Annotated in this window: 21 protein-coding genes and 1 tRNA gene; 18 read left to right on the top strand and 4 right to left on the bottom strand. The window is 59.5% G+C overall.

Going from position 1 to position 23385, the window contains the following annotated elements; translation table 11 throughout:
• Positions 1–128: 128 nt before the first annotated feature.
• Positions 129–782 carry a flavin reductase family protein gene (locus AC27VO_RS03690; protein ID WP_488665335.1) on the bottom strand — a complete coding sequence of 218 codons (654 nt, stop codon included), beginning with the start codon at positions 780–782 and terminating at the stop codon, positions 129–131.
• A 120-nt stretch (positions 783–902) separates the two neighbouring features.
• Between AC27VO_RS03690 and AC27VO_RS03685 the strand changes: the two genes are divergently transcribed.
• The 4 genes from AC27VO_RS03685 to AC27VO_RS03670 all read left to right on the top strand — a co-directional run bounded on the left by AC27VO_RS03685 (position 903) and on the right by AC27VO_RS03670 (position 4224).
• On the top strand, positions 903–1931 hold the full coding sequence (locus tag AC27VO_RS03685; RefSeq protein ID WP_488665334.1) for an ABC transporter substrate-binding protein: 1029 nt from the start codon (positions 903–905) through the stop codon (positions 1929–1931).
• A 223-nt stretch (positions 1932–2154) separates the two neighbouring features.
• Positions 2155–2520 (top strand): cupin domain-containing protein, encoded by a 366-nt coding sequence (locus AC27VO_RS03680; protein ID WP_488665333.1) that lies wholly within the window; start codon positions 2155–2157, stop codon positions 2518–2520.
• Positions 2521–2833: 313 nt separating this feature from the next.
• Positions 2834–3808 carry a Bug family tripartite tricarboxylate transporter substrate binding protein gene (locus tag AC27VO_RS03675; RefSeq protein ID WP_488665332.1) on the top strand — a complete coding sequence of 325 codons (975 nt, stop codon included), beginning with the start codon at positions 2834–2836 and terminating at the stop codon, positions 3806–3808.
• A gap of 326 nt (positions 3809–4134) precedes the next feature.
• A tRNA-Ser gene (locus AC27VO_RS03670) sits at positions 4135–4224 on the top strand.
• A 102-nt stretch (positions 4225–4326) separates the two neighbouring features.
• On the opposite strand, the gene AC27VO_RS03665 is transcribed toward AC27VO_RS03670, so the two are convergent.
• On the bottom strand, positions 4327–5058 hold the full coding sequence (locus AC27VO_RS03665; RefSeq protein WP_488665331.1) for an SDR family NAD(P)-dependent oxidoreductase: 732 nt from the start codon (positions 5056–5058) through the stop codon (positions 4327–4329).
• Between the two features lie 126 nt (positions 5059–5184).
• Here AC27VO_RS03665 and AC27VO_RS03660 point away from each other — a divergent pair, with 126 nt between their 5' ends.
• The 8 genes from AC27VO_RS03660 (at position 5185) to AC27VO_RS03625 (ending at position 12864) form a co-directional block, all read left to right on the top strand.
• Complete coding sequence (locus AC27VO_RS03660; RefSeq protein ID WP_488665330.1) at positions 5185–5766, top strand: TetR/AcrR family transcriptional regulator; 582 nt, start codon at positions 5185–5187, stop codon at positions 5764–5766.
• A 125-nt stretch (positions 5767–5891) separates the two neighbouring features.
• Positions 5892–6980, top strand: a complete 1089-nt coding sequence (locus AC27VO_RS03655; protein WP_488665329.1) for an ABC transporter substrate-binding protein — start codon at positions 5892–5894, stop codon at positions 6978–6980.
• A 5-nt stretch (positions 6981–6985) separates the two neighbouring features.
• Positions 6986–8029 carry a FecCD family ABC transporter permease gene (locus AC27VO_RS03650; RefSeq protein WP_488665328.1) on the top strand — a complete coding sequence of 348 codons (1044 nt, stop codon included), beginning with the start codon at positions 6986–6988 and terminating at the stop codon, positions 8027–8029.
• Positions 8022–8792 carry an ABC transporter ATP-binding protein gene (locus tag AC27VO_RS03645; protein ID WP_488665327.1) on the top strand — a complete coding sequence of 257 codons (771 nt, stop codon included), beginning with the start codon at positions 8022–8024 and terminating at the stop codon, positions 8790–8792. The genes AC27VO_RS03650 and AC27VO_RS03645 overlap by 8 nt, the downstream gene beginning before the upstream one ends.
• On the top strand, positions 8789–9418 hold the full coding sequence (locus AC27VO_RS03640; protein ID WP_488665326.1) for a hypothetical protein: 630 nt from the start codon (positions 8789–8791) through the stop codon (positions 9416–9418). The genes AC27VO_RS03645 and AC27VO_RS03640 overlap by 4 nt, the downstream gene beginning before the upstream one ends.
• Positions 9411–10061, top strand: coding sequence for a hypothetical protein (locus tag AC27VO_RS03635; RefSeq protein ID WP_488665325.1), 651 nt, complete (start codon positions 9411–9413; stop codon positions 10059–10061). Before AC27VO_RS03640 ends, AC27VO_RS03635 begins: the two co-directional genes overlap by 8 nt.
• Before the next feature lie 32 nt (positions 10062–10093).
• Positions 10094–12274, top strand: a complete 2181-nt coding sequence (locus tag AC27VO_RS03630; protein ID WP_488665324.1) for a TonB-dependent receptor — start codon at positions 10094–10096, stop codon at positions 12272–12274.
• 80 nt (positions 12275–12354) lie between these two features.
• Positions 12355–12864: a hypothetical protein gene (locus AC27VO_RS03625; protein WP_488665323.1), complete on the top strand. Its 510-nt coding sequence runs from the start codon at positions 12355–12357 to the stop codon at positions 12862–12864.
• Between the two features lie 62 nt (positions 12865–12926).
• Here AC27VO_RS03625 and AC27VO_RS03620 read toward each other — a convergent pair whose 3' ends face one another.
• Complete coding sequence (locus AC27VO_RS03620) at positions 12927–13619, bottom strand: GntR family transcriptional regulator (protein ID WP_488665322.1); 693 nt, start codon at positions 13617–13619, stop codon at positions 12927–12929.
• A gap of 233 nt (positions 13620–13852) precedes the next feature.
• Between AC27VO_RS03620 and AC27VO_RS03615 the strand changes: the two genes are divergently transcribed.
• The 6 genes from AC27VO_RS03615 to AC27VO_RS03590 all read left to right on the top strand — a co-directional run bounded on the left by AC27VO_RS03615 (position 13853) and on the right by AC27VO_RS03590 (position 20998).
• A complete protein-coding gene (locus tag AC27VO_RS03615) occupies positions 13853–14896 on the top strand; it encodes a TRAP transporter substrate-binding protein (RefSeq protein ID WP_488665321.1) in 1044 nt (347 codons plus the stop codon).
• Positions 14897–14951: 55 nt separating this feature from the next.
• Positions 14952–15578 (top strand): TRAP transporter small permease subunit, encoded by a 627-nt coding sequence (locus AC27VO_RS03610; protein ID WP_488665320.1) that lies wholly within the window; start codon positions 14952–14954, stop codon positions 15576–15578.
• Positions 15575–16858: a TRAP transporter large permease gene (locus AC27VO_RS03605; RefSeq protein ID WP_488665319.1), complete on the top strand. Its 1284-nt coding sequence runs from the start codon at positions 15575–15577 to the stop codon at positions 16856–16858. The genes AC27VO_RS03610 and AC27VO_RS03605 overlap by 4 nt, the downstream gene beginning before the upstream one ends.
• A gap of 24 nt (positions 16859–16882) precedes the next feature.
• Positions 16883–17560, top strand: coding sequence for a DUF2848 domain-containing protein (locus AC27VO_RS03600; protein WP_488665536.1), 678 nt, complete (start codon positions 16883–16885; stop codon positions 17558–17560).
• A gap of 12 nt (positions 17561–17572) precedes the next feature.
• Positions 17573–18883 (top strand): amidase, encoded by a 1311-nt coding sequence (locus AC27VO_RS03595; protein ID WP_488665318.1) that lies wholly within the window; start codon positions 17573–17575, stop codon positions 18881–18883.
• 192 nt (positions 18884–19075) lie between these two features.
• Positions 19076–20998 carry a B12-binding domain-containing radical SAM protein gene (locus AC27VO_RS03590; RefSeq protein WP_488665317.1) on the top strand — a complete coding sequence of 641 codons (1923 nt, stop codon included), beginning with the start codon at positions 19076–19078 and terminating at the stop codon, positions 20996–20998.
• Between the two features lie 181 nt (positions 20999–21179).
• Here AC27VO_RS03590 and AC27VO_RS03585 read toward each other — a convergent pair whose 3' ends face one another.
• Entirely contained in the window at positions 21180–23348 is a 2169-nt protein-coding gene (locus tag AC27VO_RS03585) for a hypothetical protein (protein ID WP_488665316.1), read from the bottom strand.
• Between the last annotated feature and the right edge of the window lie 37 nt (positions 23349–23385).

Genomic DNA, 23385 nt, shown 5'->3' with positions numbered 1-23385 from the left:
GCCCGGGGCTTTTTTTATGCCCTATGCTCCGCAAAAAAGAGCATGTAGCGCACACCAATGCTGATATTCAGATGTAAATACTTCTGATATCAAGCCAAAACATGCGCTGGCCGCTCCTGTTTTTGGGTTTACATCTCATCCACCGCTGTGCTCGCACTGCCCGCTTGCAGCTGCGCCGTGCCTTCGTGCGCTTCGATGGCAAAACGCTCGCGGCAGGTCACGTAAAAGCTGGCACCAAACCGGCCCACCGGAAAGTAGTCCTGCAGCTTCACACGCCACGTTGCGGTGTCCACCAGCCCATCGCGCACAGCCAACCACTGCACACGGCCGATGAAGACGTAGCGGCTTTCGGTTTCCATCAACTCGTGCAGCACGCATTCAAACGCCACCGGTGCTTCGGCAATGCGCGGCACCTGCACGGTCTGTGAAGCTACGGTGCTCAGGCCGGTGTAGGCCAGCTCGCTCTCGGTCACGGGCAGCTTGTCCCCACAGCGGTGCATGGCTGCAGCGATGGGCTCATCGGCCAGGTGCACCACAAACTCCCGCGTGCGCAAGATGTGCGCGGCCGTGTCTTTGAGCTGGCCATCCTGCAGCTTGTTCACGCTCAGCATCACCACCGGCGGGTCTTCACCCACCATGTTGAACATGCTAAAGGGCGCGGCATTCACCGTGCCGTCTTCGCCCAGCGTGGTCACCAGTGCAATGGGGCGCGGCACGATCAGGCTGGCCATGAGCTTGTAGCGCTCATACGCCCCCAAGGTGGAGAAATCAATTTCGGTCATGAGGCAATCAGGGTCAACACAATGCGGATAGCGCCGCAACTTGCATGCCAATTGTGTATGCAGCGCGGGCATTGATCTTGCTGAAGTGGGACACCTCCAACCCCTTGATTGCACTGCCCTATGCGCAAACGCCAATTTCTGCACACCGCTGCTGCCGCCTTGCTGGCCTGTTCTGCCTGGGGCAGCGCCCACGCACAGGCAACGCCCCTGAAATTCCAGCTCGACTGGCGCTTTGAAGGCCCGGCGGCCTTTTTTGTGCACCCCGAGCAAAAAGGCTACTTCAAAGAAGTGGGCCTGGATGTGAATGTCGAAGCCGCCAGCGGCGCTGGTGCCATCCAGCGCGTGGCCTCCGGCACGCACGACCTGGGTTTTGCCGATATGGCAGCGCTGATGGAGTTTCACGCCAACAACCCCGATGCGCCCATCCAGCCCGTGGCGGTGATGATGATCTACAACACCACGCCCGCCTCGGTCATGGCACTCAAAAAATCCGGCATCACCAAGGCCACAGACCTGTCAGGCAAAAAGCTGGGTGCTCCTATTTTTGATGCAGGCCGCCGCACCTTCCCGTTGTTTGCCCAGGCCAACGGCGTGGGCGAGGTGCAGTGGACCACGATGGACCCACCGCTGCGCGAAACCATGCTGGCACGCGGTGATCTGGATGCCGTGACCGGCTACACCTTCACCAGCCTGCTGAACCTGGAAGCCCGTGGCATCAAGCGCGAAGACATCGTGGTGCTGCCCTACGCCACACACGGCGTGCAGCTGTACGGCAACGTCATCATTGCCAGCCCCAAGCTCATCGCCGAGAAGCCCGAGGCGCTGCGAGCCTTCCTCAAAGCCTTCGCCAAAGGCGCCAAGGAAGTGGTGGCACAGCCCGAGGCAGCCATTGCCTCGCTCAAGGCCAAGGACGGGCTGGTGAACGTGCCACTGGAAGTCAAACGCCTGAAGCTCACGCTGGAGACGGCCGTTGACAGCGAAGGTGCACGCAAAGAAGGCTTTGGTCAAGTCAACCCCGCGCGCCTGCAATTGATGGCCGAGCAGGTCGCCAAGGCCTATGCGACCAAGCACCCCATCCCGACCCATGCGGTGTGGAACGGCAGCTTTTTGCCCAGCGCGGCAGAATTGAACGTGCTGCCCCCGCGCTAAGCACCTGGCCCTTGTGCGGTGTGACGAGGCCTGCCAGCGTGCAGGCCTTTTGCTTGGTTCACCGAGTCCGACTATAGGCTGCGCTTGGGTGCTTATAAGTTTGGCGCTGAATGCTCTTTGAACCAGAGCATTCAGCGCTGGTTCACACTGCACTTGCGTATGAAAGTATGCGAAATCCAAGGAAAATTCAGCGCAAACCGCTCACTTTTTACCCAACCACCCCATGACAACGCTGCCCAAACTGGTTCGCATCGAAACCCGTGACCTGACCCACGCCAAGCCCGGCAAACCCAGCCGCCCCATCCGCGGTGACACCAGCTACCGCACACTGGAGAGCTTCAGCGCGCAGCATGGCCAGCTCAGCAGCGGTGTCTGGGAAGCTACGGCAGGGGCCTTCCGCTCTCACTGCGCGGGCTATGTGGAGTTCTGCCACATCCTGGAAGGCAGCTGCCGCGTGGTCGACCCGGACGGCACCAATCACCACTTTGGTGCAGGCGAAAGCTTTGTTCTGCCCGAAGGTTTTGCCGGCCACTGGGAAGTGGATGAGCGGGTGAAAAAAGTCTTTTTCATCGCCCAGACCACCGCCTGAAACTTGCGGCCTTGTGCAAAGCCCCGGGATGGGGCTTTTTTTACGCTCCAAAAAAGTCTTTCAAAATCATATTGCAATGCAACATTTATCACATTGCGAAAACAAAAATCGCTCTCTGAAAATTGGAACTATTTCTACGTAATATCCACATCACCAATTGGCATTAGTTCGAACTTTTTCACCAGTTTCGCCAAACCCCAAGGGTTAGCATGTACGGGTAATAGCCGATTCACAAACAGCAATGCACTGTTTTGGATCTTTGCCGCGATCGAAATTGGGCCCACATACCGGGCCCTGAGCACAAGGATTGGACATGTTCAGAAGAACCGTATTGGCTGCAACCGCTGCACTGACCGTCACCGCAGGTCTGCCATCTTTGGCCCTGGCCAAAGATGCTTGGCCCACCAAGACCATCACCCTGGTTCAGCCCTACGCACCCGGCGGCACCAGCGACATGCTGGCGCGCATCGTGGCACTGGAGCTGGAAAAGCGCATTGATGCTGCTGTGATCGTCGAAAGCAAGCCAGGCGCTAACGGCAACATTGCCACCGCCTTTGTCAGCCGCGCCAAGCCCGATGGCGGCACCTTCCTGGTGGGCTCCAGCAGCCCCGTGGTGATCTCGCCATCGCTGTACAAAAGCGTGCCCTACAACCCCAAGACCGATCTGACCCCGATCACCCCCATCGCCAAGGCACCCTTCCTGCTGGTGACAGGTGCCACTTCGGGCATCAACAACGTCGAGCAGCTGGTGGCCCAGATCAAGGCCGACAAGGTGAACTTCGGCTCCGCCGGTGCAGGCTCGCCCCAGCACATGATTGCCGAGATGTTCCACATGGAAGTCAAGGCCAAAGCCCCCCACGTGCCTTACAAGGGTTCTGCCCCGCTGATCATTGCACTGATGGCCAATGAAGTGCAGTACGGCATCGACAACCCCGTGCCACTGAAGCCCCAGCTGGACGGCGGCAAGCTCAAAGCACTGGCAATCACCAGCAAGCACGCTTCGCCCAAGTTCCCTGGCATCAAGAGCCTGCACGAACTGGGCTACACCGACTTTGAGGTGGAGCCTTGGTACGGCATGATTGGCTCCAAGAACCTGCCCAAGGAACTGGCCGAGCGCATGAACACCTATGTGCTTGACATCCTGGCGCAAGACAACGTCAAGAAAAAGATCTCGGATCTGGGTGCAGAAGCCTACGGCTTGAGCACTGCCGAATTCACCACCTTGATTGATGCCGACATCAAGAAGTGGGGCGCCGCAGTGAAGGCCTCTGGCGCGACCTCTGACTAAGCGCAGAGCCACCACCAGGCGTGGCATATAGCCAGCACGGCATGCGCCCGCTGGCTAGTTCCCGCCCTCTCAACCGCCTTCCGAGTGAAGGCGGTTTTTTTTATGCGCTAAAAGCATGGCCATGTGCAGACATGGCCGCCACACCACTCAGACTTTGAGGCGGGCATGTGCCCGGTTTCCCCCGTGAGCCATGGTTGGGCTATCTGCCGCCACCACTAGCTATATGCCCCCAGCACATCACCATCCTCATCCCTGCGCAGGCCTGTTCGGCCCACATAGGAATGTGCCAAATGGACACCAATCCATGTGTAGAATACGCAGCTTCCGGAGGTTTGGGTGAGTGGTTTAAACCAGCAGTCTTGAAAACTGCCGAAGGAGTGATCCTTCCGTGAGTTCGAATCTCACAGCCTCCGCCAGATGACTAAGAAACAAGCGCCCTCCGGGCGCTTTTCTTTTGCCCTGCCGATTCGGTCAATGCTTAGCCACGCACACCGAATCTGCGCGTGCTTGCTGGGCGGTCACCACGGCAGTACTCCGCCAGCAGTAAAGAACCCTCCGGTGGCGCCGCCAACGCCCAAAGTGGCGTATTGGAGCACGACCCCTGCAGCCTGCTCCACGGTTTGCGTTCCCATGAAGCCATTGAGGTCCGTCGCGGTGAAGCCCGGATTCACTGCATTGATCTTGAAGCCTTCACTTTGCAGCTCTTTCGCAAGCAACACGGTGTATGCGTTGAGCGCCGTCTTCGACGAGCAATAAGCCAACAGATTGACGGAAGCGAAGGGAAAATCTGGGTCGCTATGCAGGCCCAGCGAGCCCAACTCGCTGGATACGTTAACGATGACGCGCTGCTGGCCCGCGCGCATCAGCGGCAACAACGCTCGGGTAACCGACACAGGCCCGATGACATTGACCTCATACACGTCGCGCAGTGCCTGCGCATCGCATTGGCTGGGGGACTGAGGCTGACCAGCAATGCCGGCGTTGTTGACCAGTACATCCAAAGCGCCCACCTCCTCCTGCAGCCGGCTGGTGGCCTGCGCGATGGATGCTGCATTCGTGACATCCAGGGCAATTACCCGAATGTCCATGCCTGGGCATTCGATATTGCGCTTGGCTTGGGCACCGCGCAGTACATCGCGACTGGCGAGATAGACGATGTAGCCGCATGCAGCCAACTGCTGCGTGACGGCCAGGCCAATACCCTTGTTGGCACCTGTTACCAGTGCCACGGGGCGAACATCTGAATGCATGGAAATCGCTCTTTGCGTTGAAGAGCATTGATAATATGAAGCATTATTCACATTGTGAATTCGCATTCGATGACGCCATCCAGCGCACCGCACAAGCCAAGAAAATCACCGGTTCAAGCCCGATCGATGGCAACCGTTGACGCGATCCATGCCGCCGTCATTCAGGTTTTAGCTGCCGAAGGCTTGGCCCGCTGCACCACCACGCGTGTGGCAGAACGCGCAGGGGTGTCCGTGGGAAGTCTCTACCAGTACTACCCCAACCAGAGATCACTGCTGGCCGCTGTGCTGAGCCAGCATCTCGACCAAGTCGCCTCCGCCGTGGAGCAAGCGTGTGTGGCGCAAAGCAACAGGCCGATTGCCGTGATGGCACATGCATTGGTAGATGCATTTATTGCAGCAAAGCTCAAGCAACCTGCAGCATCCAAAGCGCTGTACGCCGTAGCAGAGGAACATGGTGGCGCGGCACTGGTCGCACACACCAAAGCACGTATGCACCGGGCAGTTGCGTCAATGCTGGACACCGCCACAGATGCACGCTTTGATGATTTGCACACCGTGAGCCTGCTGGCCACCAGCGCCATGATTGGCCCAGCGCAGGCATTGCTGGAAAGCGATACCTCTGACCTGGCGATGAAAACCGTCTGTGCACACCTCTGCCAACTGATGCAGGCCTATCTGCAATCTGTTTCCACCACATCAATAGGCTGATACCGATGCATGGGCCGCGTCAGCCTGCGCACAGAGACTTTGCCGCTGTAAATCACCTCTGCCAGTACTATCATTTTTATCCGTATAATTATTAGCAATCATTCTCATTTGCTTTAATTTTACTGATGCTCCGCTACTTTTCACTGCTTGCCTGGGGTGCCATCGCCACGCACGCAGCTGCGCAAGGTGTGCAATTCCAGGACATGAATGGGCGACAGGTACAGCTACCCCACGTGGCAACACGTACCGTCACCACACCCATGCCTGCCAGCTCCGTATTCGCCTCCGTGAACCAGGGCGTGAAGGGACTGGAAGGCATGCACCCAGCGACGCATACCAATCTCAAGACCATGTTGCTGCCCTCCATCTTTCCGGAGATGGCACGAGTTCGCCATGACATCACACGGGGGAGCAGCTTCACGCCCAACGTGGAGTCTCTGCTGGAAATCCAGCCCGACCTTGTCTGGCAGTGGGGCCATATGGGCGACGATCTCCTCGCACCGTTAGAGGCGGCAGGCCTGCAAGCTGCTGCCCTGCGCTACGGCTCTGAAGAACAAACCCAAAAGTGGATCACGCTGTTCTCCACCAGCCTGGGGCAGCCTGAGCGTGGTAAGGCAATCAACGCGTGGCGCAACCGTATCCGCCATGCGTTGCAGCAGCAAGTCAGCACCATACCCTCCGGACAGCGCCAGAAGGTCATGTACCTCTCTCGCTACAAAACAGGGATGGCCGCAGCAGGCCAGAGCGGTAATTTCGACACGGACCTTGCCATTGCAGGAGGCGTCAATGTCAATAACTCCAAGGCGGGGTCTCCCACCGTCAATGTGGAGCAGATCTTGATTTGGGACCCGGATGTGATTGTGCTCACCAACTTCGAGCACGACCTGAGCCCCGAGACGCTCTACCAAAACCCCATGCTGTCGCAGATCAGCGCTGTGCGAAACAAGCGCATCTACAAAGTACCGGCTGGTGGCTACTACTGGGACCCGCCCAGCCAAGATTCACCGTTGTACTGGATCTGGCTGGCCAAGCTGATGTACCCCGAGAGCGTCACGCTGGACCTGCGTGCAGAGATTCGCAATGCCTACCAGATGCTCTATCAGTTTGACATCTCGGAAGCACAAATCGACCAGGTGCTGCATGTCGGTACCAACCAAAACTCCTTCCGCTATCTAAGCACTTTTGCCGCTAGCCAACAGACTGCAAAGCGCTGACCGTCATGACACCTTCATTCATCCGGCACCCAGACCCCTGGGTGTTGCTCGTGCTTGCCTTGATTGCCAGCACCGTGCTGGCCCTTGGCATTGGACGCTACTGGGTGGCACCCCAGAACGTACTGGCAGAGCTGCTGCGCCTGGTCTCGTTCCAGTCGGCTTTCAGCCAGCCCGATGCTGTGGTGGCCCTGCAAGAAAAGCTGGTGCTGCACATCCGTATGCCGCGTGTGCTCACGGCCATTTGCATTGGCGCCAGCCTGGCCATGTCGGGTGCGGCGCTGCAAGGTGCGTTCCGCAATCCGCTGGTAGGACCGCAAATCCTGGGCATCTCTTCCGGAGCAGCGCTGGGTGGCTGCGTGGCCATCTTCTTTTTCAGCTCGATGTTTGCCATTTTGGGCACCGCGTTTGTGGGCGGCATCGTCGCCATTGCGGCGGTCTATGCCTTGTCCCGCGTGGGAGGCAAAAGCCAGGTGCTGGTGTTGGTGCTGGCCGGCGTGGTCACTGGCGCCTTCTTTGGCTCGCTGCTGTCGCTGCTCACCTATTTCGCCGATCCGAACGAAACCTTGCCCGCCATCGTGTTCTGGCTCATGGGCAGTTTTGCCACGGCCTCGTACATCAAGCTGGCTAGCGTGATTGCGCCCATCGCGCTGGGGATGGTGGTGCTGTATTTGCTGCGCTTTCGCATCAATGTGCTGTCCATGGGTGACGAGCACGCTGCATCGCTGGGCGTGGCGGTGGAAAAAGTGCGTTGGGCCCTACTGGCTTGCGTCGCGCTGATCGTGTCGTCTGGCGTGGCCATCTCCGGCACCATTGGCTGGGTCGGCCTGGTCGTTCCGCATTTCGCCCGCATGCTGGTGGGCCCAGACCACCGCGTGCTGCTGCCGGCCTCCGCTTTGCTGGGCGCCATCTTCATGCTGTGGGTAGACACCGTGGCGCGCAGCCTGACAGCGGCCGAGATTCCACTGGATGTGATCACTTCGCTGATCGGCGCCCCCATCTTCGCGCTGATGCTGCGCAAGGCGCATTCCAAAGGGTGGTCCCATGCTTGAAGCCCACAACCTTGCCATCGGCTACGAAGGCCGCACGCTCGCCAGCGATGTGGACTTTTCGGTCTACGCCGGTGAAATCGTCAGCGTGCTCGGCCCCAACGGCCGTGGAAAAACCACGCTGATTCGCACCTTGCTTGGCCTGCTGCCTAAACAGGGCGGCAGCATCGAACGCCAATGCAACTACGCCTATGTGCCGCAGAACCAGCCCATTCCCTTTGCGTATGACGTGCTGGGCATGGTCACCATGGGCCGTGCCCGTCATCTGAAGTGGTACCAAAGCCCTAACCGCACCGATGTGGACATCGCCCGCGCCTGCCTGGATGAAGTCCAGTTAGGCCATCTGGCTGAGCGCAGCTTCACCACGCTGAGCGGAGGCCAGCAGCAACTGGTGGCCTTGGCCCGCGCGCTGGCCAGCGAATGCCCGCTGATCGTGTTGGATGAGCCCACTGCCGCACTCGACCTGCGCAACCAAGACGTCGTGCTGCAAGTGCTGCACCGCCTGCGCAGCCAGCGCCAGCTGGCCATTGTGTTCACCACGCACCAGCCGCAGCACGCGCTGCACATCGCAGATAAAACCATGCTGATGTACGCCGACGACTGCGCTTTTGGTGCCACTGCAGACATCTGCACCAGCGACAACCTCACCCGCCTGTACGGCTTGCCCATTCATGTGAGCGCCTTCGAGTACCAACACGGCCAGCGCCTGGGCGCAACCCCGGTGTACTCGGCACTGACCTCCAACACGCTCTCTTCCGCCCTATGAAGCCTATTGCCCTCGTCATTCCCAGCGAAGACCCGCGCAGCGGTGTCTTTGCGGACTACCCGCACGGCGCTTCGCGTGGCATCCCCATGTATGCGCTGGCACGCACCGACCTGTCGGCCTACTGCTGCCTCGTGGTCACCAACAACGCCGACCAGCGCGAGCTGATGCACTGCAAGCCGCAGCTGCAAAGCTATCTGCAGCAAGGCGGCAAGTTGGTGTTCAACGGCCATGTGGTCTACCCATTTCTGGATGAAGTGCAGCCTTACCAGCCCACACCCGAAAAAGGCTTGCCTGGCCTGCACGTGCACAACCTGCACGCGCACCCCATCTTTAACGGTGTGGCGGGCCGCGAACTCACCTTCCGCAAAGGCGTTGCCGGCTTCTATGGCCGTGGCTGCAATCCACCACCCGCTGGCGCGACTGTGCTGACCACCCTGGGCACCACCGCGCAGCTGCCGCTGGACTGGCTCTACACCTACCCCTCTGGCGGCCAATTGCTGGTGCATGCGGGCAATGACTTTTTGTCGTTCAGCAACGTGGCATCCGGCCAGCACATGCGCCGCGCTTTTTATAACTGGGCAGCAGGCGTCACCCAATCCGCAGCGCAGGAGAGCACTCATGCTTGAAACCACACCTGCTCTCTCTTCGCGTGTGTGCTTTGTGGAAAACGGGACCTACTTCCACCACGCCACCTTCCACACGCCCGAATTTGCCCCCTACTTCGGCATGACGCGCCATGTGCTCGACCTGAGCGCGCAAGACTTTACCGATGCCGACACCCTGGTGCTCTGCTGCAACACCCGCTCCGATCTAATTGCACGCCACCGTGATGCGATTGCGCAGTTTTTGGAAGATGGAAAAACCGTGGTGGCCATGGGCAACACCGCCCCTGAACGCTGGCTGCCCCAGATCGACTGGACTGATTGCCCGGTCAACTTCTGGTGGTGGACCGAGCCCGGTGCCGACTCTGGTCTGCGCCTGGTGTGGCCCGAGCACCCGCTGTTTGAGCACCTCACCTTGGCCGATGCCACCTGGCACCAGCACGGCTCTTTCCAGGTGCCTGCAGGTGCGCGCTCGTTGATCGACAAAGTGGACCACGGCTCCATCCTCTATGAAGACACCGCCTCCACCCCCGGCAAGTTGATCGTCACCTCACTCGACCCCTGCTACCACCACGGCAGTTATTTCATGCCCGCCACCACCCGTTTTCTGCGCGGATTTCTGCCCTGGCTGCACAGCCAGAGCACCGTGCCCGCAACGCAGGTGTAGCCAGCCGCACACTCTTCTCTTCTAGGATTTTTATGACCTCCCTCCGCTATTCAGCCTTGGGGCTGGCCGCTGCATTGGCCTGCCACGCCGCTGCAGCGCAAGACGCAGCCAGTACCACAGAAGCCACCTTGCCCAGCGTGAACGTGCGCGGCGCTACCGTTGAAGCCAACTGGCAAAAGCTGCGCAGCAGCGAATCCCGCGTGCGCGCCATCGGTGCCGAACAAGAAAGCGCCACGCTCGACACCAGCTCCGCCCAACACACCTCGGTGGTGGATGCGGATGAGCTCAACCGCATCAACGCCATGAACACGCTGGATGTGCTGGAGCGCATGCCCGGCGTCACCACCAACCGCCAGGGCGGCCTGGATGGCACCATCGTCGTGCGCGGCCAAGACAGCAGCGGCTTTCGCGTACCCATGTTCATTGACGGTGACCGCTTCCGTGGCCGCCCCAGTTTTCAATTCATGATGATCAGCCCATCCGAGTTGGAACAGGTGGAACTGATTCGTGGCCCCGCCTCTGTACGCTATGGCAGCGATGGTCTTTCGGGTCTGGTGAACTTTGTCAGCAAGAAGCCCAAAGGCACGATGGGCGAGCAGTTCACATTTCAAGGCGGCGAGGCCGACCTCACCTACCGCAGCAATGGCAACGGCCTGCAATCCAACCTGAGCCTGGAAGCCGCTGGCAACCAGTTCGATTTGCGGGTCTATGCCTCCGGGCGCAATGCGGGCGAATACGACACGCCTGCAGGCCATGTGCTCAACAGCGACTATAAGACCGCCAACGGCGGCCTTGCGCTGGGCTATATGCCCAATGCCAATGAGCGCTATGAGCTGAGCTACCGCTATGGCGAGATCCGCGATGGCGGCTCCAGCGCCACCACCACGCCCACCAACTATGGCCGCCGCTCGCCGCTGAACATCCACCAGCTGCGACTGGGCTATGAAGGCGTGTTTACCGACGGTCTGTTCAAGCGCGTCAGCGCCAGCCTGTATGGCAACGCGTTCGAGTCCATGCTGGACACCAACCGCTACACCAACAATCGCAACAATTTCACAAAAACTACCAGCAATGTGCGCGGCCCGAACATCGTAGGAGGCAGCGTGGCTTTCGAGTTGCCCACCACCCAGTCTGGCGTGGACACCAGTTTTGGTTTTGAGTTTGCCCACGATCACTGGCTGGGCGGAAAAACACGCACCCAAACCCAAAACTTGGTGACTGGTAGCCAGACCGATACGGGCTTTTACCGCAATGGCCGTGAGATGACGCAGTCCAACGTGGGTGCCTTTGTACTGAGCGAATGGTCGGTTACCCCACAGTGGAAACTCACTGGTGGTGCGCGCTACGACTACTACAACACCGATACAGAAATTGCCTTCCTCGCCAACGAGAACCTGCGCCCGCTGTATGAAGCCGCGCGCAACACCAAGACCGGTGCGCTCACCGGCAGCATTGGCACTTCGTACTTCGCCACTGACAAGGTCGAGCTGACCGGCAGCTATGGCACGGGCTTCCACATGCCCTGGCATTCGGAAATGTTCAACTCGGGCTGGAACGGCACCAGCTACACCATCCCCAATCCAGAGCTGAAGCCCGAGTACTCCACCACGGCCGAGCTAGGCATGCGCTTGCACCTGAACAAGGCCTATGTCGATGTCTCGGCCTACCGCTCCATGTACCGCAACTACATGGAAACCGCACAAAGCACCTACTTGGGTCTGCCCGCATCGCAAACCCACAACGTGGGCAAGGCCCGCACCGAAGGCTTTGAAGCCTCGGGCAAGTGGCAGCTCAACGACCGTGTGAACCTGCACAGCAGCGTGGCCTATGTGCGCGGCACCAACCGCCTGACGGGCGAGCCACTCAAAGGTCTGGCGCCTTGGAGCGGCAGTCTGGGCGCGCAGTATGTGGGCGCCGGCGATGTCTGGTCCGTCTCGGGTGAAGTGCAGTTTGCCAAGGGCCAGTCGCGCTACGCCAAGACCGAATACCCCGCAGGCGGTTACGGCGTGGTCAACCTGTACTCGCAAGTGCAGCTCGACAAGCTGGGCCTGGGCAGCAAAAACACGCAACTGTCGCTGGGCATTACCAACTTGTTTGACAAGCAGTACCGCTCTGCCAGCACCAGCTCCAACATGAGCTATGCCGAATCCATGCTCAACCCGCTGATTGCTCCGGGCCGCAGCGTCAACCTGACGCTGCGCACCAAGTTCTAAGCACGCTGGAAACACTCAGCCTTGTGCACCGGGCCATTGCCAGTGCGCGGGGCCTTTCACCGCACCCATTGAAAGACACCATGTCCGCCCACATCCAAGTTATCGACAACCACCAAGTGCTGACCATCACCATGGCAGACATCCTGAAATACCACGGCGGCCTGCTGCCCGGCGGCTGCGCGCACGCCTTCCAAGCCATGCGCGCTGGCTTTGCCAAGCTCTCGAACGAGCCCCTGCAGCGGCGCGAAATCTTTGTGCAAACCGCCTTTGCCGGCCCAGGCGGCCGTGACACCGTGGAATACGTGACCCGCGCCTACACCGGCGAGCGCGCCACCTACCACCGCGCACTGGGAACGCCCGATTTGTTCGTCGAGCTGCCCGGCTCGTACGTGTGGCTGTTCACCTACCGCGGCCAGACCGTGCGCGTGCAAATCACCGAAGGCTGGGTCAAGCCCGAGTTTGTGGCCCTGGGCCAAAAACGTGACCGCACGCCTGAGGAGAATGAGCGCGTGGTGTACCTGCGCCAGGAAATGGCGGATCGACTCCTGGCTGCGGTGCCATCCGATATCTACACCGCAGAGCTGCTCTGAACAGCGCAGCCACTGGCGCCCCCCCACCTTCTTGCCCTGCAAGAAGATGGGGGCACCACGTCTTAACGCTGACGAAGCAAAGAGTCCCTGAACGAGAGCACGTGCGTCTCGATACATTGCGCTGCCGCATCGGCATGGCCTGCGGCCAGCGCCTCCACAATCTGTGCATGCTCGTCCTGCACCTCGCCCACATGCCCATTGCGTGAGAGCGATATGGCCCAAAACCGTTGCGACCGACCATGCAGCACGCGCAGCACATCCATCAACACGGGATTGCGTGATGCTGCAGCAATCACCTCGTGAAAGCTGCGGTCTAAAGCCATCATTTCGGTGATCTTGCGCTGAGCAACCGCCTGATTGAACGCAAAAGCAATGTCGCGCAACTGCGTGACCTCATCCGCGGTAATGTGTTGTGCTGCCAAACGCGCGCACAGCCCTTCATTGACCAGGCGCACATCAATCATGTGCAACGCATCGTCAATAGACAGGGGAGCCACCATCACACCTTTGCGCGGAAGAATTTGGATCAAACCTTCATTTTCCAAACGGTGCAATGCATGGTTGATGGGCGTGCGCCCCATCGCCAGGTCATCCATCAGCAGCGCGATATTGAGGTATTCCCCTGGCTTGTAGACCAGCGTTGTCAAGCGCTCGTGCAGCAATGCATAGGCCAGCTCGTTCTGGGAGGGCGACGCATTCGCCTCTGTCTTGTTAAACCCTCGAACCATCAAAAACGTCTCCATTGCTTGGTGCACAGCTGCCGCTGCTTATCGCTGAATCATATCGAAAATTTTTTGGCACGGAATTCGCTTAACCGTGCTTAACGATTTAGTGAAATTTCACAAGAAATTTAGCTTTAAAGGGGAAACCCTATGGTGAATATTTATTTCTGCTTTTAAAGTTTTTGTGAAATTTCACTAAATCTTCAGATTGGTGCAATAAGGCACCAAGCTGGTTCCTGGGTTTTAGGTACTTGAAAGGACTCTCCATGAAACATGCTTTGTCTCTGCTGGCACTTGCAGCCACTGCACTCACAACGACTGCCCACGCACAAGAACTGCCATCGACAAAGCTCAAAGTCGTCGGTGCACTGAGCAACCTCAGCCTCTATAACGATTTTGAGAAACCTTTCTGGACCCAAACCATCCCTGCCGCTTCGGGAGGCAAAGTCACCGCAGACATCAAAGGCTTCAATGACATGGGTCTCAAGGGCCCCGAAGTGATGCGACTCATGGGCTCAGGCGTGATTGAGTTTGGGACATCCACACTGGCTTACTTTGCCGCAGACAACCCCATCAACGAAGCGATTGACTTGGCAGGGCTTGCCACCGATGTGAAGACAGCACGCGCTGTGACCGAAGCATTTCAGCCCGCTTACGACAAGTTCTACGGCACACAGGGCATCAAGGTGCTCGGCATGTCAACCTACCCTGCACAAGTGCTGTTTTGCAATGCCGAGGTAAAGGATCTGTCATCTATCAAAGGCAAGAAAGTGCGCACATCCAGCCGCACCCAAGCTGAGTTTGTTGAAGCACTGGGCGGCTCCAGCGTGACGATGGCCTTCGGTGAAGTGGTTCCAGCACTGCAAAACAAGGTGGTGGACTGCGCCATCACTGGGTCGCTGTCCGGCTACTCCGCCAAGTGGTATGAAGTTTCCACCCACCTGTATGCCCTGCCTGTGAACTGGAACCAGCAGATTCACGCGGTCAACAAAAAATCGTGGGACAAGCTCAACCCTGGCGTGCAGCAGTTAATCACCACGCACTACAAAAAGTTGATGGACGACATCTGGGCCGGTGCTGAAAAGCAAACCCAGGAAGGCTACGACTGCAACACCGGAAGCCCTGCATGTACTGCGCCTGTGAAGGGCAGGATGACCTTGGTGCAGCCCACCGAGGCTGACAAAGCCAAGCTCAAGCAAATCTTTGAAGAAAAAGTCTTGGCCAAGTGGGCACAGCGCTGCAACGCGCAATGCGTCAATGACTTCAATGCCAGCGTGGGCCAGGTGGTTGGCCTGACCGCCAAGAAATAAGCCTTTGGGACTCAACCGGTAGGCGGCCTGCGCCGCCTATCTGTGAAAGGGAGTGATGACCTCTACAACTTCTAAAACATGGGCACCGCTGCACTGGGCTGGCGTACTGTCCCAATACGCCGTATGGGCAGCTGGATTCCTCACTATCGCCAGCGTGTTGCTGATCAGCTTTGATGTGGTGGCACGCAAATTCTGGGACTTCAATACAGGTGGTGCCGACGAACTGTCGAGCTTTGCCTTTGCCATCAGCACCAGCTGGGCTCTCGCATTCGCCACCTTGCAGCGTGCCAATGTGCGCGTGGATGTGCTCTACCAGAAGCTGCCTATCAAGGTGGCCGCATTTCTCGACTGGTTGTCGGTCGTTGCACTGGGCGTATTCATGGTGGTTCTGACGTGGTATGCCAAAGATGTGGTGACCACATCGTGGCTGCAGAACTCCACAGCCAATTCCACCATGGCCACCCCTTTATGGATCCCGCAAGGCCTGTGGTTCATGGGGCTGCTGTGGATGTGCATCGTGATGGCCTTGATGCTGGCACGCTCGTCTTATCTGCTGGTGAGCGGCGATATCCATGCGCTGCAAGCGCTGTGTGGCGTGCGCTCTGCACAAGAAGAAGCCGAAGAAGAAGCCGCCAACGGCGAACGTTTGATTCAATCTGAAAGAGCGCAGGTGAAAGCATGATCGCAACCGCACTCACTTTACTGATGATACTGGTCGGGCTGAGTATTCCCGTCGGTGCTGCACTGGGCGTACTGGGCCTGACGCTTGACCCCATGTTCTCCATGCTGCCGTTGTCCCGTGCACTGGGGGAAGTCTCCTGGAACTCGAACAACGAATTCCTGCTGGTCGCCATTCCCTTGTTCATCATGCTTGGCGAAATTTTGCTGCGCGCAGGGCTGGCCGAGAAGATGTACCAGTCGATGAGCCTGTGGCTGTCCTGGCTCCCCGGTGGTCTGATGCACGCCAACATTGGTGCATCCACACTGTTCTCGGCCACTTCTGGCTCTAGTGTGGCGACCTCAGCCACCGTGGGCACCGTGGGCATTCCGCAAATCAAAAAGCACGGCTACAAAGAATCGCTGTTCCTGGGCAGCCTGGCTGCCGGCGGCACCTTGGGAATTTTGATTCCCCCATCCATCAACTTGGTGCTGTATGGGGTGCTGACCAACTCCTCCGTGCCCAAGCTGTATCTGGCGGGCATTATTCCGGGCTTGATGCTGGCGGGCCTGTTCATCCTGACCATTCTGATTGCATGCGTGATCAAGCCGCAATGGGGTGGCAAAAAAATCCACGCCACATGGTCAGAGCGTTTTCGCAGCCTGGTGAATCTATTGCCTCCCATGGCCATCTTCTTTCTGGTTGTGGGCTCTATCTACGCCGGTCTGGCAACCCCCACCGAAGCAGCTGCACTTGGCGTGCTGGGCGCCCTGGTTCTGGCGGCCTGCTACCGCCGCCTGAATTGGGCCATGCTGCGCGAAGCCATTGAAGGGACGATGAAGTCCACCGCCATGATCATGCTGATTGTGATTGCGGCCGGCTTCTTGAACTTTGTCATGTCCGCCACTGGTTTGACCAATGCCATCACCGAATTCATCGGAGGGCTGGGACTGTCTGCGGGCTGGATGCTGCTGGTGCTGGTGGTCTTCTATTTGGTACTGGGCTGCTTCATGGAAACCTTGTCCATGATGATCACCACGATTCCTATCGTGGCCCCAGTCATGATCGGCTTGGGACACGACCCCGTATGGCTTGGCATCTTGATCATCATTTTGGTCGAGGCTGCACTGATCACCCCTCCTGTCGGCATGAACCTGTTCGTGGTTCAAAGCATTCGCAAATCCGGCTCCATGAATGACGTCATCGTAGGCTCCCTGCCCTTCGTTCTGGCCATGTTCGTCATGTTGCTGCTGTTGGCCCTGTTCCCTGGCATTGCCATGTGGATGCCCACCACCTTTGGTTAATTGAAATTTCTGTCGAGATACATGATGCAAGCAACATTCCATATTGAATCCAAAGGCCACATTCAACAGGTCGACATCGCACTCCATCAACTGATTGTGGCGGGCTGGGCCGGCCGGGACATGGCGGCGATTGAGCACCATATCGAAGAGCTGGCTGAGCTGGGCGTTCCCCGCCCCTCCAGCGTTCCGCTGTACTACCGCATTGGCGCCAATCAGTTCACCCAGGAAAGCACCGTCCAAGTGGTAGGCCCCCATTCTTCGGGCGAAATTGAAGCGCTGGTGTTTGAAGCACAGGGCCAGCTGTGCCTGAGCATTGCCTCGGACCACACCGATCGCAAGCTGGAAGCGCACAGTGTGGCGCTGTCCAAGCAAGTCTGTGCCAAACCTGCTGCCCGCGATGCCTGGCTCTACGCCGACGTCAAAGACCATATTGACGAACTCGTTCTGCGCTCATGGATCGTGGAAAACGGCGAACGCACGCTCTACCAAGAAGGCCCCATGTCCAGCCTGCGCACGCCGCACCATCTGATTGAGGGCTATGAGCACGCCTTTGCAGAAGGCTGCGTGATGACTTGCGGCACCGTGGCGGCCATTGGAGGCATTCGCCCATCCACCACGTTCGAAATGGAGTTGCATGACCCCGTACTGCAGCGCTCGCTGCGCCATCGCTATGAGGTGGAAATCCTCCCCGAAGTTGCCTGATAGAGTCCGTACATGACCATGACTTCTCTTGACCGTACCCGCCAGGCACTGCAGACCATTGCCGACGCTGGGGCAGAAGGTGCACGCATCTTCACCAAGGTCTATACCGACTCCGCCCTGGCCGAGGCCAGCGCGGCCGATGCGCGTGCTGCTGCAGGCATTACGCTGGGCCCACTGGATGGGCGCATTGTTTCCATCAAGGATTTGTTTGATGTCGCGGGCGAAGCCACGACCGCAGGCTCCAAGGTGCTGCGTGATGCGGCACCTGCGCAGGCGGATGCGGTCATCGTGCAGCGACTGCGTGCAGCGGGCGCCGTCATCATTGGCAAGACCAATATGACGGAGTTCGCGTTCTCCGGCATTGGCATCAATCCCCACTATGGCACCCCCGGCAACGCCCACGACGCCACGCGGATTCCTGGTGGCTCGTCTTCGGGCGCAGGGGTGGCCGTAGCCCGTGGCATGTGCGAGATTGCCATTGGCTCCGACACCGGCGGCTCCATCCGCATTCCATCGGCGCTCAATGGCATCACCGGCTTCAAGCCCTCGCAAGAGCGTGTGACACGCGAGGGGGCTTTCCCGCTGTCTTTTTCGCTCGATACCGTAGGCCCCCTGGCCAACCACGTGCTGGACTGCGCCCAAACCGATGCGGTGCTGGCCAACCAGCCCTGGCAGGCGCTGCCTGTACGCACGGTGGCGGGTCTGCGCATCGGCGTGCCACGTGGCTTGCTGTTCACACAGGCGCAAGCGCCTGTGCTGGAGGCATTTGAGCAATTGCTGACCCAGCTGCAAGCCACCCAGGCACGGGTGAGCGATGTGCATCTGGATGAGCTGCTGGGCGCACCGTTCCGTCTGCAAGAAAAAGGCACCTTGATTGCAGCAGAAGCGGCGCACATCCATGCCGACCTACTGGCTGCAGGCAAAGTCGATGCACTAGATGCGCTGGTGCTCTCGCGCATTCGCCGCGGCGAAACCATTCCCGCTGCCCACTATGTGGGGGTGCAGCAGGCACGTACGCAATTGCAGGCACAGCTGGATGCTGCACTGGCAGACTTTGACGTTCTTGCGCTGCCCACCGTGCCCGTTGTGGCGCCAACCATTGCCAGCTTGGAAGATGAAGACACCTTCCACCGCACCAACATGCTGGTGCTGCGCAACCCCTCGGTGTTCAATTTCTACAACCTGCCTGCGGCGTCCCTGCCGCTGCCACGCAAGCACGGGGAATTACCGGTGGGGCTGATGCTGGTCGGCCAGCGCGGCGGTGACCGGACACTGCTCGCCGTGGCTGCCGCGTTGCAGGACTTCATGGCCCACCAACACTGATCAGTGGCGACTTCCAGCCAAGGCACCTTCGGGTGCCTTTTTTGCGCCTGTACGCCCCTGGCGCAGCACACAAAACCTGCACCACACACTCTCTTGCCAAGCCAGCGACAATAGAGGCCATCGCCCCGCACCAGCCTAAAGCCATCTGCGGGGCGCTTGTCTTGCGTGTTTTCTTTGCTGCTGCACTGTTCCATGACTTCTACTGCCCCTCGCGTGCTGTCGCTCATCCCTCCGATGACGCAGCTGAACACGCCCTACCCCTCTGCGCCCTATCTGACGGGCTTTTTGCGTTCGCGCGGAGTGGATGCGGTGCAGGAAGACTTGGCGCTGGCACTGGTGCTCCAGCTGCTGTCCAAAGACGGCTTGCAGCAAATCATGGACTTGGTGCAAGACCAGTTCGATGAAAACCCCAACCGCATGTTCAGCCCTGCGGTGCAAAGCTTTATGGGCCAGCGCGACCGCTATCTGGCCACCGTTAACCGCGTCATCGCCTTTTTGCAAGGCAAGGACAGCACGCTGAGCCACCGCATCGTCAGCCGCACTTGGCTGCCCGAAGGCCCGCGCTTTGATGCGCTAGAGCATTACATGGACGATGGCTCCGGCGACCCCGTGGGCTGGGCCTTTGGCGCCTTGGGCCAGTTGGACCGCGCCAAGCACTACGCCACGCTGTACCTGAACGACTTGGCCGATGTGATCCGCGATGCGGCCGATCCGCGCTTTGAGTTTGTGCGCTATGCGGAGTCGCTGTCGGGCAACCAGCCCACGTTTGACCCGCTGGCCCAAGCACTGGCCGCAGCGCCCACGCTGGTCGATGAAGCGCTGATGGAGCTGACGCGCAAGGCCATGTGGCGCCACCGCCCCACCATCGTTCTGCTGTCCACGCCGTTTCCCGGTTCCGTCTACGCAGCCTTCCGCATTGCGCAGACCATCAAGGCCGAGTTCCCGCACATCAAGATCGTGCTGGGCGGCGGTTTTGTGAACACCGAGCTGCGCGAGCTGGCCGAGCCACGCGTGTTTGACTACTTTGACTTCATCACGCTGGATGCGGGCGAGCGCCCGCTGCTGGCGCTGCTGGAACACCTGCAAGGCGACCGTGGCCGCTCGCGCTTGGTGCGCACCTTTGTGCGCAACGACGAAGGCGCGGTGCAGTACATCAACATGATGGAAGCTGACATTGCCTTTGCTGAAGTGGGCACCCCCACCTGGGATGGCCTGCCGATTCATAACTACCTGTCGCTGCTGGACATGCTCAACCCCATGCACCGCATGTGGAGCGACGGGCGCTGGAACAAGCTGACCATTGCCCACGGCTGCTACTGGAAAAAGTGCAGCTTCTGCGATGTGAGCCTGGACTACATCGGCCGCTACGAAGGCGCCAGCGCCAAGGAGCTGGCCAACCGCATCGATGCCATCGTGCAAGAAACCGGCCAAACCGGCTTTCACTTTGTGGATGAAGCCGCGCCGCCCAAGGCACTCAAAGCGCTGTCCAAAGAGCTGATCGAGCGCGGCACCGAAATCAGCTGGTGGGGCAATATCCGCTTTGAAAAAACGTTTACCACCGAACTCGCCGAGTTGATGGCCGACAGCGGCTGTATCGCCGTCTCAGGGGGGTTGGAAGTGGCTTCCGACCGCCTGCTGGATTTGATGAAAAAAGGCGTGAGCGTGGAGCAAGTAGCCCGCGTGACCAAGGCACTGACGGACGCCGGCATTCTGGTGCACGCCTACCTGATGTATGGCTTCCCCACGCAGACGGTGCAAGACACCGTGGATGCGCTGGAGTATGTGCGCCAGCTGTTTGAAAACGGCTGCATCCAAAGCGGGTTCTTCCACCGCTTTGCCTGCACCGTGCACTCCCCCGTGGGCCAGAACCCGGCCGAATACGGCGTGACGCTGCCGAATCTACCCAGGGCCACGTTTGCACGCAATGACATTCCCTTCATTGACCCGACCGGCGTGGACCACGACCAGCTGGGCGTGGCACTGAAGAAAGCCATCTACAACTTCATGCACGGCATTGGCGTGGAAGAAGATGTGCGCAACTGGTTTGACTTCAAGGTACCCAAGCCCACCGTGCCGCGCAACAAGATTGCCAAGGCGCTGGCGGCCAAGGGTTGATGCTTGAAAAAGTGAGCAGCTTGCGCCTTTCAATTCTAGGCTTCAGCATCAATCGACGTTGATTCCATTGAAACACCAGCGCTATACGCTATAAAAAACAAAGCCCGCATGCAGCGGGCTTTGTTTTGGGTTCATCCCCACTGCCTGCGGCGATCCCACCGCGGCAGCAGGAAGGCAGACGCTACAGGGCCTTGACGGCAGCTGCGGCTGCGCCGTAATGCAGCTGCGCAGGCAGCACGCTGTTGATCCACCCCATGCGCCAGGCAGCGGCAACCAGTACCAACGCCACCAGCACCGCCCAGACCCAGCGGTTGGAGTGATCGTCCGCAAAAGGATCGTGCATGGTGCGTTTGGCCGACATGGGCACCTTGGCGGCCTGCGACAGCGAGTTGCCCAGCTGCAGATTGATCTTCATGCGGCCATTGATGGCCCAGCCGCTGGCGTCCAGGATGGGGCCTAGGCTGCGTTCACGCAGCTTCAGCCAGGCAATCAGCATGCTGGGGCCGGAGATGGCCAGAATAATCCCCAGCAGCGCCACCGGAATCCAGGGGCCCAGCTCAATGAACTTGCCAAAGATACCCACCGCCACGGCACTCAAAGAACCCAGCGCCACACCAATGGCGGCCACGGTGCCCACATCGGTTTTCTTGCCTGCAACCGGCGCTGCAGGTGCTGCAGGCTTGCTCAGATCGGCCAGCTTGGCCGCCTGTGCATCCAGCCCGGCGGTGACGGAAGCATCTTTGGCAGCGGCCCGCTTGGCCACCTGCTCTTCAACCATGCGCACAAACTTCTTGTACGGCGAGAAGAAGGCCTGGCCAATGCTGGTGGGGTTTTCAATCAGCTTGGTGATGGTGGCATCCCAGTCGTTGCCCTGGCGGTCATAAAAAATACCATTGCGGCCCACAAACAGGAAATCCACATCGCCCGCCGTGAAAGCGGCCACGATGCTGCGCTTTTCGCTGCCGCGCTTGCAATCGCAGTACGCCAGATAGACCTTGGCCATGCCAGCCAGGGTGGCGTGGGCGGCGGGGTTGAGCACATCCACCGTCAGATCGCAGCTGCGCCCGTCCAGATACAGCGTACCCGCCTGGAAGGCCGCACCCTGGCGGCCATAGAACTGCGAGAACGAGACCACGTTGTTGAGCAGTGCCAGCAGATCGCGCTGAAAGCGAATCAACTTCTCCAGCAACACGGCATGGGCGCTGTGCTGCTGCTCGTCTTCATCGTGCTGAATCAAGGCCTGCAGCTGGGCTTGCTGGTCGCTGGCCAGCAGCGTCTGCGCCACGTCCAGCGACATGTCTTTCACCGGCGACGTGGGGCGCGCCGCCAACCAGGTCTGGCAGGGGGCCAGCTGTGCTTTCAACTGCGCCCACTGTGCGGCGCTCAAGCTCTCTTGCTCACTCAAAATAGGCAGCACGGCGCAGGTGCGCAGGGTTTCCATGGCATCGGCCCAGGCAGGGTTGATGCTGTGCAGCAGCGGCAGGTCCCCACCGGCCACGATGGTTGCCAGCGGCAGTGCCGCAATGGCCTCATCTTGCTGACTGAGCACCTGCTTGCCCAAAGCCGTATAGCCCTCCACCGAGGGGCTGAGTGGCAGCAAGGCGCTGGCATCGAACGCTGCCAGTCGGGTGCGGGCAAAAAAGTCTTCCACCTTGGACTGCACCGCATTGAGCGCATTCACCGCTGCAATGGCCTGTGCCTGGTCTGACAAGGCACAGGTGTGGCTGTTGGCTTGCTGGTGCCAGTCCGCCATGCTCTGCACATCGGTAAAGAAGTTATCCAGCTGGGCACGCCCCAGGCCGGGCTGCCCATCACAGCCCATGGCACTGCCATACGTTTCCATGATGCGTGCCACCAGCGCCGCCAGCTCCGGGTAGGCGGTCAGCGTGATCGGGTTCAGGATGCCATCACCGTTGAAAGGCATGGCATTGAGCGACGCTAGGCGCTCCTGCACGTCGGCCAGGGTGACGCTGTCTGCACTTTCCTTGCCCTGCATGTTCAAAATGCGGCGCGCTTCGTCCAGCAAGGACTGGCCCGCTTCCGTGGCATCGTTGATGCTGGCCAGCGCCAGCACATCGGAGCCACTGGTCAGTACATCGGGGTTCTTGACCATGGACACCGCCCACTCGCAGGCCTGTACCAGCTCGGGGGCGCGAATGCGGCCATCCGCGTCGGTATCAATCAAATCCAGGGTGGCGCTGTCAAACTCAATGCCGCGCGTGGGGCATGCCAGTGCGACCCACAGTTTCTGGTCCAGCTGGCCAATGTTTGCGATATCTGCCCCCGTACGGATGGAGACCTGATCGACCCCTCCGGCACGGAAAAACTGCCATTCGTGTTGTTGTTGCATGAAGCGCGACTCTGTGGTGGTATGCCGTGGGCGCGCT

It is taken from the genome of Comamonas sp. 14P8.1.4 (assembly GCF_057799285.1).
This window is presented reverse-complemented; position numbering and strand designations above follow the sequence as displayed.